General features: G+C 64.2%; 8 protein-coding genes. 4 read left to right on the forward strand and 4 right to left on the reverse strand.

The genetic code is table 11. The annotated features are described in order from the left end of the window. Positions 1 to 5 precede the first annotated feature (5 nt). The 4 genes from BMZ69_RS02620 to BMZ69_RS02635 all read right to left on the reverse strand — a co-directional run bounded on the left by BMZ69_RS02620 (position 6) and on the right by BMZ69_RS02635 (position 4,742). Complete coding sequence (locus BMZ69_RS02620) at positions 6 to 1,676, reverse strand: SulP family inorganic anion transporter (protein WP_348272444.1); 1,671 nt, start codon at positions 1,674 to 1,676, stop codon at positions 6 to 8. A gap of 48 nt (positions 1,677 to 1,724) precedes the next feature. Then, entirely contained in the window at positions 1,725 to 2,687 is a 963-nt protein-coding gene (locus BMZ69_RS02625; RefSeq protein ID WP_092154478.1) for a DUF2950 domain-containing protein, read from the reverse strand. A gap of 48 nt (positions 2,688 to 2,735) precedes the next feature. Continuing rightward, on the reverse strand, positions 2,736 to 4,259 hold the full coding sequence (locus BMZ69_RS02630) for a DUF3300 domain-containing protein (RefSeq protein WP_244543171.1): 1,524 nt from the start codon (positions 4,257 to 4,259) through the stop codon (positions 2,736 to 2,738). Between the two features lie 210 nt (positions 4,260 to 4,469). Continuing rightward, the gene (locus tag BMZ69_RS02635; protein ID WP_139218957.1) at positions 4,470 to 4,742 is read right to left on the reverse strand and encodes a hypothetical protein; all 273 of its coding nucleotides are present in this window, start codon (positions 4,740 to 4,742) and stop codon (positions 4,470 to 4,472) included. 284 nt (positions 4,743 to 5,026) lie between these two features. Between BMZ69_RS02635 and BMZ69_RS02640 the strand changes: the two genes are divergently transcribed. From BMZ69_RS02640 to aspT (BMZ69_RS02655), 4 genes are all read left to right on the forward strand, one after another. Beyond that, positions 5,027 to 7,789, forward strand: coding sequence for an aminotransferase class I/II-fold pyridoxal phosphate-dependent enzyme (locus BMZ69_RS02640; protein ID WP_092154482.1), 2,763 nt, complete (start codon positions 5,027 to 5,029; stop codon positions 7,787 to 7,789). 39 nt (positions 7,790 to 7,828) lie between these two features. Continuing rightward, a complete protein-coding gene (gene aspT / locus BMZ69_RS02645; protein WP_092154484.1) occupies positions 7,829 to 9,520 on the forward strand; it encodes an aspartate-alanine antiporter in 1,692 nt (563 codons plus the stop codon). Positions 9,521 to 9,569: 49 nt separating this feature from the next. Continuing rightward, the gene (locus tag BMZ69_RS02650) at positions 9,570 to 11,219 is read left to right on the forward strand and encodes a bifunctional aspartate transaminase/aspartate 4-decarboxylase (RefSeq protein ID WP_092154486.1); all 1,650 of its coding nucleotides are present in this window, start codon (positions 9,570 to 9,572) and stop codon (positions 11,217 to 11,219) included. A gap of 96 nt (positions 11,220 to 11,315) precedes the next feature. Then, positions 11,316 to 13,001 carry an aspartate-alanine antiporter gene (gene aspT, locus BMZ69_RS02655; RefSeq protein WP_092154488.1) on the forward strand — a complete coding sequence of 562 codons (1,686 nt, stop codon included), beginning with the start codon at positions 11,316 to 11,318 and terminating at the stop codon, positions 12,999 to 13,001. Positions 13,002 to 13,180 lie beyond the last annotated feature (179 nt).

A 13,180-nucleotide genomic window follows, 5' to 3' on the forward strand; every position in this document is an offset into this window, starting at 1 on the left:
ATCCGTCACGGCGCCCTGACGTCGAAAGCGCGGCAGGCGTCATCGAGATCCTCGAAGATCATATTCGCCCGCCGCGGATCGAGCGCGCCGGCACGTTCGAGAATATCGCGGGGATCGGCATGGAGCTCGGCGAAGCTGAGCAACAGGCCCTTTTCCGCCAGGACACCGTACAATTCCCGGAACATGACGGCACCGGTCGAGTCGATCCGCGCGATCGCGCTCGCATCGAGGACCAGCCATTTCGTGCCCGGAGGAGCTTGATCCGCGATGCTCTGGATTCGCGACCTGACATAGTCGGCGTTGAAGAAGAGCACGCTCCCCTGGACCATGTAGAGAACCATGCCCGGTATCGGGCGGGCATCCTTCGAACGATGCAGCTTGTAGAAGCCGCTCCGCCCGGGAATTCGCCCCAGCATGGCTTCGCGAGGACGCATCTCGTGCAGCAGGACATAGAGCAGGGTTCCGGCGATCGCGATAACGATGCCGCTGAGCACGCCGAGGCTGATCGCCCCCCACATGCTGATGATCGCGAAGACGAATTCCATGCGGCTGATGCGCCAGGTTTCGCGAAGCCCCTGCAGGTCGATCAGGCTGAGCGCGGCAAAGGCCAGGATCGCCCCAAGGGCCGGGCTCGGCAACAGGCGCAGCGCATTTCCGAGATAGAGCAGGAGTATGGTCAGCGTTGCGGCGGACACCAGCGCCGAGAGTTGCGAGCGCCCCCCTGCGGAAAGGTTGATCGCGGTGCGGGAATCGCTGACCGTCACCGGAAAGCCGCTGAACAGGCCGGAGAGGACATTCGCCGCCCCGATGCCGTCGAGTTCCCGGTTCGCGTTGACGTCGAACCGGTCGCGCGCGCCAAAGCTGCGCGCCGCAACGAGGCCTGAGCTCACGCCCACCAACCAGATCGCTCCGGCGCCGAGGAGAAGCTCCTTGAACGGCAGGTGCGAGACGTTCGGAAAGCTCAAGGTCGGGAGTGTTTCCGGCAGGCTGCCGATGACCTTCATCCCCTTCCCCTCGAGATCGAAAAGGGCCGATGCCAGCCCTGCGACTGCGACCACCACCAGGGGACCGGGGATCGGCGAGCGCAGATGCGCAAGCAGTGCGAGAAGCGCGATCATGGCCGTAGCGAAACCGACCGAGAGCCAGTGAATCTGCGCTGCCTTGCGGGCAATCTCCAATATCGGTGGCAGCAGACCGTCGGATTCGATCCGCACGCCGGTGAAGCGCCCGATCTGCCCGACCAGGATCGAGATCGAAATGCCGCTGATGAAGCCGATCAGGATGGGACGCGACAGGAACGCGGCAACGACGCCGAGGCTGAGCTTGCTGGCGACAAGGCAGAACAGGCCGACGAGCAATGCCAGTGCCGCCGCCGCTCCGACGCGCTCGGCCGAATCGTGCAGCGGCAGGCTCGCCAGCGCCGCGGCAAGGACGGTCATGGTCGCGGCATCCGGGCCGACGATCAGTTTGCGCGAGGGGCCGAGCAAAGCGTAGCCGACGAGCGGCAGGATGCTCGCATAGAGACCGGTTTCAGGCGGTAGCCCGGCAATAGCCGGATAGGCGACCGCACTGGGGATGGCCACCGCGGCGACGGCAAGGCCGGCGGTGACGTCGAACCGCAGCCACCGCCGCTGATAGCCCGCCAGCCCGGCCAAGATCGGAATGCCACCAATCACCGGAGCCTCCAATGAAGGAGCGCGATACGCACGCGCCGCCATCGAGCGTTAGGGTCGATTGCCCACTGTGCCGGCGCTGCTCGGCTTGAGGTCAGCGGGCGGGATCTCTTTCCAGCCTTTGCCAGGGTCGAAGCGGGTCATGCGCGCTGCCGTGTATCCGGTGCTCATGCCGAGATCCCTTTGGTAGATCGTGCCGGCGTGGCTGGTGATGAAGCTCATCACTCCGGACCGGCCGTATTCGGCCGGATAGGCAAGCAGCGCGAAGCCGCCGATCATCTTGCCGCCAACGACGTAGTCGATCGCGCCGCCAGGAGCCGCATTCCCCTGGCGCTTGAGAATCTTGTAGAAATAGCCATGGAAGGGCTGGGGCCGCTGGCTGGCCCGGTAGCCTTCGCTGGCGGCCTCTGCCGCGAGCCTGCCGAGCGGGCTTTCCTCCTCGCCGGGAGCCGTTTCCCAGTACAGGCCGTCCTTCGCCGTTTCGCTACTGACGATCCGTTGCGCATAGGCGCCGACGCCCTGGCCGCGGTCCTTCGCGGCATAGTCCTGCTGCGCGTCGACGAGGGCGAGGCAGGTCTGGATCGCATTGAGCTCGTTTCGGCCGATCCGCCGCAACCTGATCTCGCGGTATCCCGCTTGCGTGTCGAACTTCCAATGGCCGAAGGCGCGCACCAGCGGGATCGCGAACGGGAACTCGTCCTGGCCGATGAGGAGCGTCGCGGAATTGCCCTGCTCCTTGATCGAGTGACGGTTGTCATAGGCCGAGGCGAAGCGCTGGCGGTCGGCGGCGTCCGCCACAAGGTCCCCGGAAGACACGATCTTCGGGCCATTGGCTCCGAGAATCGAGTACAGGCGCCGCAGATTGCTGTCGCGCGCGGCGGCGACCAGCGCGGAGGCTGCGTCTTCGGGCGTCTTGAAGAGCTCCTGCGCCTCGACGGTTGCGATCGAGGCGAGAAGGCTTGCCAGCGTCGAGCATATGAGGCGCCTGGCGGAGCGGGCTGCAAACCTCGGCATGTGATCGCCTCCGTCCTTCGTTCATGAGTCCGTCCCGACAGCCTGCGATCAGTGCGATGTCGTCGCGGCTGGCAGAGGAGCGCCTGACGCCCGCCATGTCTCGAATGTCTGAAACCGGACCCCGATCCGGCGATAGTCGACGCGCAGATAGCCGTCCGCCCCGCGCCACACCGCTTGCGGCGCCACGCTTTGGACCTCCTGGGCGATGACGCCGACATAGGCCTTGTCGGAACCATGATAGGCGAAGCGGTACAGGCCGATCCCGTTCGCAAACCGGCCCAGCAGCTCGATATCGGTTTTCAGCGCGAGGTCGGACCGGCGTCCCCCTCCCCGCGCTCCGCCGCCTGCCCTTGCGCCGCCGCCCATGCGCGCTCCTCCGCCCATATGTCCGCCGCCCATGCGGGCTCCGCCGCCGCTGAAGCCGCCGCGTGGGGCCGATGGCCTGGGGCCGGCCATGCCGCGCGCAGCACCGGAATTGGCATAGCTCGCCCGTCCACGCTGCGATTGCAGGTTCGCGGCGCGGCCGGACTGAACATTGCCGAAGGCGCCGTCACGGGCGGGTTGGGCGGCGCGCGCGGCGGACGGGCGCTGCGCCGGTCGGCCGGCTGCGCCGCCGCCAGGACGCGACTGGCCGGGACCGGCACGGTCGCCGGCTCGCCGGTCGCCGACATTGGCGCCGGCGCCCGGGCGCTGCTCGGGACGCGGGCGGGACCCGATGTCGCCAGGGCCGCGGTCACCACCGCCGGGCCGCAGGACCTGGTCGCCGCCACGGCCACGGAAGTCCATCCGCCCCTCGCTGCCCGCGCGGATATTGTTGTTGCCGAAGCGCTGCTGGACGGCGTTGTTGCGATACTGGACGCCATGGCGATGCTGCGGATTGTGCTGCCAATGGGTCACCCGGTTGCGGTCGATATTGATGTTGTTGTTGTTCCAGTTGATGTTCCCGCCCCAGTAATTGCCGTTCCAGGCCCAGCGGCCCAGGGCGTACGCGGCGCCGAAGGCAAGTCCCGTCGCGATCACACCGGTGGCAATGTAGCCGGGAGCCGGAAAGTAATAGGGTTGCGTGTCCGTATAGGGCCATGTGCCGTAAACGACAGCCGGATCGTATTGCGGCACGTAGATCGTCTCGGGGGCCGTCGGCTCGATCGCGATGATCTGTTTGTCGTTCTCCTGACGGACCACCACCGTCTGCTGCGAGCCGGAGGACAGCTTCTTGCCTTCATGCGCGCGGGCGCGCAGGCGCTGGATGCCATCCATCAGATCAGCCTGCTGAGCCAGGACAGCGTCGCCGAGCTTTTGGGTCCAGTCGAGATTCTTGCTCAGCCTTTCGAGTACCTCGGGCGTCGCGACGAGCGCCTTGACGCTGCTGTCCCAGGGTTGCTGCTCGGCCGCTGCGGTGAGCTTATCCCCCTTGAGCTGCTTGTTGGCGGCGACCCATCGCTCGGCTTGAATCACTTCGAGCGGATAGGTCGAGGCCATCAGGATCTGGGCCACCAGCACGTCGGGATAAAGCGCTATCGGGGCGACGAGCGCGTCGAGCTGCGCCTGGCTCAGCAGCTGCTCGCTGGGCATGGCGGTTGCCGTGGCTGCAGCTGCGGGAGGGGGCTGAGGCGCTTGTGCCTGGGCGAACGCGCGAGGGCTCAATCCGGTCGCGACGAGACAAGCCAGAGCTATGCGGAAATACATCGCCTCTCTCCCTGGGCAGGCAAGGCGCCAAGAATGGGTTTGAGATCCCAAGAAATTTCCTAGATATGGCAGTGTCCGGGGTGAAGTCTGTTCTTCTCAAAGCTTCGGCTTGCCCGCGCCCGTGCCCAAGCTCCCGCTGCGTTTTCGCTCAGCTTCCTGCAGTCGGCGGAACGCTTCAATGTTTTCTTTCCCCGCAGTCATCGCATCTTTCATCTTATTGCTATGCATCATATCGTAGTTTTCTAGCATATTATCCATCGCGCAACCGGCAGTTCTATTGCACGAGAAGGCTATATCTGATCCGACTACGACGTGGAAAACATGCAGGCCAAGGAAAAAAGCTGATCCCAGAAAGATGCTTTTGACCATGACTTGACCTCCCGGGAACACGGCTATCTCGACGACGTCGGCGGCGATCACATCCGGTGGACCCGCGGGGCTCTACTGCCGGCTTCGTGCTTATCGAGATTGGAAGCCAATACTAGCCGATCCTGCGCGACGAGAACCTGTACCTAAGGACAATACGCCACCGGCGGTTCTTATGTTGAGTTTCCTGGACACTTAACTGCGCGCGGCCGCCGGGTTCTGAGACACCTCTTCCGACGCAATGCGGCTGCGGCACGACATTCTGCCGGTCAAGGAAAGGGCTCGAGATGGCCTCCACCCTCCAGGACGCGCGCGCCATCGATCACTTCTTCTCCGCCCCGTCGGGCCGCATCGACCGCTGGCGCGACCTGCATGCAATCGCGCGGTCATGGGCGAAGGGCGCGCAACCGAAGCAGGCCGTGACAGCCGCGCTGGACGAACTCGGTGCGATCGAGGAGTTCTACGCCTTTCCCGGCGGCGAGCTGATCGGCGCATTGCGCGAGCGGCTGAAGAACGAGGACGCAAACGGCTTCCTCGCCTTGGCCAAGCGGATTTCACTCGCGATCGTTACTAGAAACTACAAGCACGACGTCAACGAATGGCAGGCAATGGATCTCTCGCTGTCCGAGACGATCGACGTGCTGCCCTCCGCGCTCGGTGACGCGCCTTCGCATCGCCCCTATTTCGAGATGCTTGTAGTGACGCCGGCGCCTGCCGGACGCTGGGCCCATATGGCTGCCGAGTTCCGTCGGCTGCGGCGGTCCGAGGACGCATTCATCTACGAAGCGGTTCTGGTCGGCAGCCTCGAGGACGCGATCTGCGCGGCCGTGTTGAACCCCGACATTGCGGCTGTCGCGATCTACGAAGGCTTTGCCCTGCGCTCGGCCCATGATGCGCCCGTGCTGCGCAGCGTGCTCGCGGCGCAGCAGCCCTTGCTCGACAAGGTCGACGAAGCCGATCTGGCCCTGCGGCTGGCGGCGGGCCTGAAGGCGATCCGGCCGGAGCTAGACATCTATCTGCTCTCGGACCGGCGCGTCGAGAAGCTCGCCGGTGATCCGCGAGCGGCGATGATTCGTCGTGTGATGTATCAGATCGAGGAGCCGCTCGAGCTGCACCTCTCGGTGCAGGAAGGGATCAAGGCCCGCTTCGAGACGCCCTTCTTCGACAATCTCAAGCTCTATGCGCAAAGGCCGATCGGCACTTTCCACGCGCTTCCGATCGCGCGCGGCAAATCGGTGTTCCGTTCGCCGTGGATCCGCGACATGGGGCAGTTTTACGGCATCAACCTCTTCCTGGCCGAGAGCAGCGCCACCACCGGCGGCCTCGACAGCCTTCTGGAGCCGACTGGCAACATCAAGCGGGCGCAGGACATGGCGGCGCGTGCCTTCGGCGCCGAGCAGGTGTTCTTCGTCACCAACGGTACCAGCACCTCGAACAAGATGGTGCTGCAGGCGCTGATCGCGCCCGGCGACATCGTCATCCTCGACCGCAACTGTCACAAATCGCACCATTACGGGCTGGTGCTGAGCGGGGCCCAGCCCTTCTACGTCGAGGCGTTCCCGATGGTGGAATTCTCGATGTACGGCGCCGTGCCGCTGCGCACGATCAAGCAGGCTCTGCTCGACCTCGAGGCGGAAGGCCGGCTTGACCGGGTCAAGATGGTCGACCTGACCAACTGCACCTTCGACGGCCACATCTACAACACCCGGCGCGTGATGGAGGAATGCCTCGCCATCAAGCCGGATTTGATCTTCCTCTGGGACGAGGCCTGGTTTGGCTTCGCCCGCTGGTCGCCCTTCCTGCGCCCACGCACCGCGATGGGAGCGGCCGCCGATATCGAGGCCTGGATCCGCGATCCCGCTTCGATCGTCCAGTACGAACGGCAGCGCAAGGAACTCGGCAGCAAGCCGTCGATCGACAAGCTGCTGGACACCCGCCTGGTGCCCGATCCGCGCGCGGTGCGGCTGCGTGTCTACCAGACCAACTCCACCCATAAGTCGATGTCGGCGATCCGGCAGGGCTCGATGGTCCTGGTCAAGGATGTCGACTTCCACAAGGTCGAGGCGCAGTTCCACGAGGCGGTGTTCACCCATGCCTCGACCAGCCCGAACCAGCAGCTCATCGCCAGCCTCGATGTCGCCCGCCGCCAGATGGAGCTCGAGGGCTACGGCCTGGTCATGAACGCGATCGAGGTGGCGCTCGACATCCGGCGCGAGGTCGCGATCCACCCGCTGATCTCGAAATATTTCCGAATCGTCGGCGCCGACGGGATGGTGCCGAAGGAATACCGTAGCAGCGGCTTCATCGATTTCCTCGCGCCTGACACCCGCTGGGACAATCAGCTGCGCAGCATGCGGGAGGACGAGTTCTGCCTCGATCCAACCCGCATGACCCTGGTCTGCGGCACGGCCGGCTTCGACGGCACGAGCTTCAAGGGGCTGCTCGCCGCCCAATACAACATCCAGGTCAATAAGACCTCGCGAAACTCGGTCCTGCTGCAGTCGAACATCAACAACACGCGCAGCGATGTCGCGTTGCTGATCAGCGTCCTGCTCAAGATCAGCAACGAGATCGAGGCGCGGCTGCAGCGCGGCGGGGAAGCGGAGCAAAGCGCGTTCGCCGCCCGCGTTCACGCCCTGATGAACGACGTGCCCGATCTGCCGAACTTCAGTCATTTCCACGACGCCTTCCGCGCCGATGCCGGCGAGACGACCCCGGAAGGCGATATCCGAAGCGCCTTCTTCGCCGCTTATGCCGAGGAGCAGTGCGAATATCTCCGCATCGACAGCCCGGACTGCAACCGCCGGATCGAGAAGGGGCCGGCGCTGATCTCGGCGAACTTCGTGATCCCGTATCCGCCCGGCTTCCCCATCCTGGTGCCGGGACAGGTGGTGACACACGAAACGATCACCTTCATGCGCAAGCTCGATGTGAAGGAGATCCACGGCTACGAGAAGGCAAAAGGTCTCAAGCTGCTGAAGTCGGACGCGCTTCTTAGCAAGAAAACCCGCGTTACCGGCAACGGCCGAAAGAAATCGCAGGCGGCATAGTCAGCGCGTAGGCCCTGAACACTGAAGTGAGGGATCGTCATGTTCGACTGGTTCGTCAGCACATTGCGCAGCTACCCTGAGATTGCACTCTTTCTGTCACTCGCCATCGGCTATTACGTCGGCGGCTTCGCCTATAAAGGCTTCAGCCTCGGCGCGGTCACATCGACGCTCATCGCCGCGGTGATCATCGGTCAGCTCGGCATCACGATCTCAGGGAACGTCAAGTCGACCTTCTTCCTGATGTTCCTGTTCGCGGTCGGCTACGGCGTCGGGCCGCAATTCGTCCGGGGCATCGCCAAGGATGGTGCCCCTCAGGCTGTGTTCGCGGTCCTCGTGACGGTGTTCTGCCTTGCGGTCCCCGTCATCATCGCAAAATTCGCGGGCTATCATCCAGGCTATGCCGCTGGCCTCTATGCCGGCACGCAGACGATCTCGGCCTCGATGGGTCTGGCGACCGATGCGATTAACCGCCTGGGGCTCTCTCCCGAACAGACCAAGGAATATCTCGACGCCATGCCGGTCGCCTATGCGGTGACCTATATCTTCGGCACGGTCGGCTCTGCCATGGTGCTGGCGCTACTTGGGCCGAAGCTCCTTGGCATCGATCTCGTCCAGGCCTGCAAGGACTATGAAGCGAGGCTGGGCGGCGGCAAGGAGATCGGTGGGCCGGGCTCCGCCTGGCGTCGCTTCGAGCTGCGCGCCTTCCGCTTGCGGGAGGGCGCCAAGGTCGCCGGCATGCGCGCTGCGGAAGCCGAGGCCCTGGTGCCGGACGCCCGCGTCTTCGTCGAGCGCATCCGCCGCAACGGGGTCGTCGAAGATGCCACCGCCGACACGATCCTGCAGGAAGGGGACGTCATCGCACTGGCCGGGCCGCGCGAGACCCTCGTCAACCTGATAGGCCAGAACGCCGACGAGGTCGAGGATCCCGAGCTGCTCGATCTGAAGGCAGAGGGCATCGACATCTACGTCACTAGCAAGGATGTCGACGGTAAGACCCTGACCGAGCTGTCGCATTTGCCGACGGCGCGCGGCGTCTTTCTCCGCAAGATCGTTCGTGGCGCAACCGCGGTCAGCATCCCGATCCTGCCGGAAACGGTGATCCACCGCGGCGACATCCTCACCGTCGTCGGTCGCACGCAGGACATCGCTGCGGTCTCCAAGGCCCTGGGGCATGCAGATCGTCCGAGCGATGTGGCGGACGTTGCTTTCATCGGCGGCGCCATCGTGCTCGGCGCCCTGATCGGTGCGATCGTCTTCAACGTGGCAGGCGTTCCGCTGACGCTGTCGACGGCCGGGGGTGCGCTGATCTCCGGCCTGGTCTTCGGCTGGCTGCGTTCGGTGCGCCCGTTCTTCGGCCGCATTCCGAGCTCGACCGTCTGGTTCATGAATTCGGTCGGCCTCAACATGTTCATCGCGGTCGTCGGCATCTCGGCCGGTCCAGGCTTCGTCAAGGGCCTCCAGACCCAGGGCGTCGGCCTCTTCCTCTGGGGTGCGCTCGCCACGACGATCCCGCTGATCCTGGCCATGTTCGCCGGCAAGTACATCTTCCGCTTCGACCCGGCGATCCTGCTCGGCGCCTGCGCCGGCGCCCGCACCACGACGGCTGCGCTCGGCATGGTCTGCGAGACCGCCAAGAGCCAGGTTCCGGCCCTCGGCTACACTGTGACCTATGCCGTCGGAAACACGCTGCTCACGATCTGGGGCATGGTTATCATCATGCTCATGACCTAGCCGACCACGTCATAACTCCTTGAAACAACGCAAATTTCGGAGAAATGTCATGGATCCTGTCACTCTGCGCAGCTTCGAGAAGCTCAGCCCTTTCGAGATCAAGGACGAGTTGATCCGACTCGCCAAATTGACTGCTCAGAACTCGTCGATCGCGATGCTCAATGCCGGGCGCGGGAACCCGAACTGGGTCGCGACGACGCCGCGCGAAGGCTTCTTTCTGCTTGGCCAGTTCGCGATCACCGAGAGCCGGCGGGTAATGAGCAAGCCGGCCGGGATTGGCGGCATGCCGAAGGCCGACGGCATCGCCGCGCGGCTCGACGATTGGCTCGCGGACCACAGCGGCACGCCGGGCGCCGGCTTCCTCAAGGACATGGTCGCCTTCGCGGTCAAGAAGTTCGACTTCAAGCCCGACGCCTTCGTGCATGAGCTGGTCGACTCGATCATCGGCGACAACTATCCGGTGCCGGACCGGATGCTCGTCCACAACGAGCGCGTCGTGCACGAATACCTGATGTGGGCGATGTGCGGCGAGCCGCGCCCCTCCGGCCAGTTCGATCTCTACGCCGTCGAGGGTGGCACAGCGGCGATGTGCTATCTTTTCAAGTCGCTGAAGGCCAATCGCCTGCTCAACGCCGGCGACACCATCGCGCTGGCGACGCCGATCTTCACCCCCTATCTCGAAATGCCCCATCTTGAGGATTACGGCCTCGATGTGATCTCGGTCGCGGCACCGCAGGAGAACCGCTTCCAATTCACCGACGAGGAGCTGAAGAAGCTCGAGGACCCGAAGGTGAAGGCGTTCTTCGTGGTGAATCCGGGCAATCCCTATGCGGTCGCGCTCAGCGAACAGACCATCGCCAAGATCGTCAAGCTGGTCGAGACCAAGCGTCCCGATCTCCTGATCCTGACCGACGACGTCTACGGCACATTCGTCCCGGGCTTCCGCAGCCTGCTCGGTGCCCTGCCGCGCAACACCATCGGCGTCTATTCATACTCGAAGTATTTCGGCTGCACCGGCTGGCGGCTCGGCGTCATCGCTGTCCATCGCGAAAACATCTTCGACAAAGTCATCGCCAACCACCCGGAGAAAACGCTGGCAATACTCGACAAGCGCTATGGGCCGCTGACGCTCAAGCCGCGCGAGATGAAGCTGATCGATCGCATCGTGGCCGACAGCCGCGACATCGCGCTCAACCACACCGCCGGCCTCTCCTTGCCGCAGCAGGTGATGATGACGCTGTTCTCGCTGTCAGAACTGATGGACGAGGCCAAGCTCTACCAGAAGACCTGCATGGAGATCGTCAACAACCGGGCGCAGAAGATGATCGAAGGGCTCGGCATCGAGGTACCGGAGAACGTCCTGCACGACCGCTATTACGGGCTCGTCGATTTCGAATTCTGGGCCAACAAATATGTCGGCCCGGAAGTCGTCGCCTATATGAAGAAGAATATCCATCCGCTCGACATCGTCTTCCGCCTGGCGGAGGACCACGGCATCGTCCTGCTCAACGGTGGCGGCTTCCACGCGCCGGACTGGTCGGTCCGCGTCTCCTTCGCCAACCTCGACGACGAGGTCTACGGCCAGATCGGCCGGGCGACACGCGCGGTCGCGCGCGGATATCGTCAGGCGTTCGAAGCTTACAAGCTCGCGCTGGCCGAGGCTGCAAGGCGGACGCCAGCACCGGCGCCCGGCGAATAGTCGGAGCATCGACGCGTGACGGCGGCAGAGCCGCCGCTAGATCTGGTGGGTCGGGCCTCCACCGGTCCACGGCACCCGTGTCTCGACGAGGCGGCCATGAGCTATATCGCGAACGCGCTGCGTGAGAATCCGGAACTTGCGATCTTCCTCACCATCGCCGTCGGGTTCATGATCGGCAGGCTGAAGTTCGGCAGCTTCAGCCTCGGCATCGTCGTCGGTTGCCTCTTGGCCGGCGTCTTGATCGGGCAGCTCGACATCAAGGTCCCGCCGCTGGTCAAGACGGTCTTCTTCGACCTGTTCCTTTTCACCACGGGCTATAAGGTGGGGCCGCAATTCTTCCGGGCCCTGAAGCGGGACGCCTTCCCGCAAATGGCCCTGACGGTCGTTCTTTGCGTGACCTGCCTGCTCACGGCGCTCGGCTTCGCGAAGCTGCTCGACTATGACATCGGCACCGCTGCCGGCCTGCTCGCCGGAGCCTTCTCGGAATCGACCGTGATCGGTACGGCCGGCGAGGCGATCCAGCGCCTCGACCTTCCGCAATCCGAGCGGACGACGCTAGTCAACAATATTCCGATCGCCTATGCCGTGACTTATCTCGTCGGAACGGCCTCGCTCGTCTGGTTCCTACCCAAAATCGGGCCGAAGCTGATGCGCGTCGACCTGAAGGCGGTTGCAGCCGAGGCGCGGTCCCAGTCGGTCGCAGCGGTCGCCGACGTCGAGGGCGTGATCTCGGCGGCGCGCCTGTTCGACGTCCGGGCCTATCGGGTGACGAGCCCGGCGCTGGTCGGCAAAACCTTCGCGGAGCTGGAAGCTCTGCCGAAGGCGTCGCGGGTCTTCGCTTTGCGCGGACGCAGCGGCAACATGGTCTTCGACTCGGCGTCCGCCCACAAGCTCCAGGCAGGAGATGTCATCGCGGTTATCGCCCGATACGAGGTCCACGCCGCGCGAGGGGACGTCATCGGACCGGAGGTTAGCGATCCCGAGCTGCTCGACATACCGCTCGAAACGCTCGACGTCGTTGTGACGAATCGCGACTTCGACGGAAAGTCCCTAGCCGAGCTGGCCGAAGCCAAGTTCGCACGCGGCGTCTTTCTGGCCAAGCTGACACGATCGGGTCTCGCCATGCCGGTCGCCGCAACGACGCAGGTCAACCGCGGCGACGTCATGTCGCTCGTCGGTCCCTTGACCGAGGTGGAACGCGCAGCGGCCGAGATCGGCTATCCCGATAGGCGCACGACGGCGACGGACATGGTCTTTGTCGGACTCGGAATCTTCCTTGGCGGCCTGTTTGGCCTGTTGTCGGTCGTTGTCTGGGGCGTGCCCCTGACGTTGACGGCCAGCGGCGGCGCCCTGCTCATGGGACTGATTTTCGGCTGGTTGCGTTCTGCCTACCCATTGTTTGGTCGCATCCCCGAGCCGGCGATCTGGGTCTTCGATACGCTGGGCCTGTGCATGTTCATCGGCATCGTCGGCTTGAGCGCCGGGCCGAGCTTCGTCTCGGGGCTGAGCACGACCGGGCCCAGTCTTGTCGCGGTAGGCCTGGTCTCCGCGCTGCTGCCGCACACGATCGGTATCCTGTTCGGCCGTTACGTGCTGAAGATGGATCCGCTCATCGTCCTGGGCGCCTGCGCCGGGGCAGGCACGATCACCGCCGCATTGCGGGCAGTTCAGGACGAGGCGCAGAGCAGCATTCCGGCACTCGGCTATACGGTGCCCTACGCGATCGGCAACATTCTGCTGACGGCCTGGGGCCCCGTGCTCGTCGCCCTGATGTCGATCTGACCGAAGTGATCACGGATCCGCGGGCGCAGCGACCTCGCTCGACTCTTTGACATCGATCAATGCCCGAAGGTTGACGGCTATTCATAGTCGTCCGCTGGCGCCTGCCGAATACGCCCGTCCGGGACGGACTAATCCTAATATTAATCCCAATTAGCTAAAATACTTGGCTTTTTGATTGG

The sequence above is a fragment of the Allobosea sp. CRIB-10 genome, assembly GCF_900112185.1.
Lineage (GTDB): Bacteria > Pseudomonadota > Alphaproteobacteria > Rhizobiales > Beijerinckiaceae > Allobosea.

Coding starts and splice junctions, on each gene's coding strand:
- BMZ69_RS02635 (WP_139218957.1), bottom strand. CDS start 4,742: ATGGTCAAAAGCATCTTTCTGGGATCAGCTTTTTTCCTTGGCCTGCAT.
- BMZ69_RS02650 (WP_092154486.1), top strand. CDS start 9,570: ATGGATCCTGTCACTCTGCGCAGCTTCGAGAAGCTCAGCCCTTTCGAG.
- aspT (WP_092154484.1), top strand. CDS start 7,829: ATGTTCGACTGGTTCGTCAGCACATTGCGCAGCTACCCTGAGATTGCA.
- BMZ69_RS02630 (WP_244543171.1), bottom strand. CDS start 4,259: ATGCCCAGCGAGCAGCTGCTGAGCCAGGCGCAGCTCGACGCGCTCGTC.
- aspT (WP_092154488.1), top strand. CDS start 11,316: ATGAGCTATATCGCGAACGCGCTGCGTGAGAATCCGGAACTTGCGATC.
- BMZ69_RS02640 (WP_092154482.1), top strand. CDS start 5,027: ATGGCCTCCACCCTCCAGGACGCGCGCGCCATCGATCACTTCTTCTCC.
- BMZ69_RS02625 (WP_092154478.1), bottom strand. CDS start 2,687: ATGCCGAGGTTTGCAGCCCGCTCCGCCAGGCGCCTCATATGCTCGACG.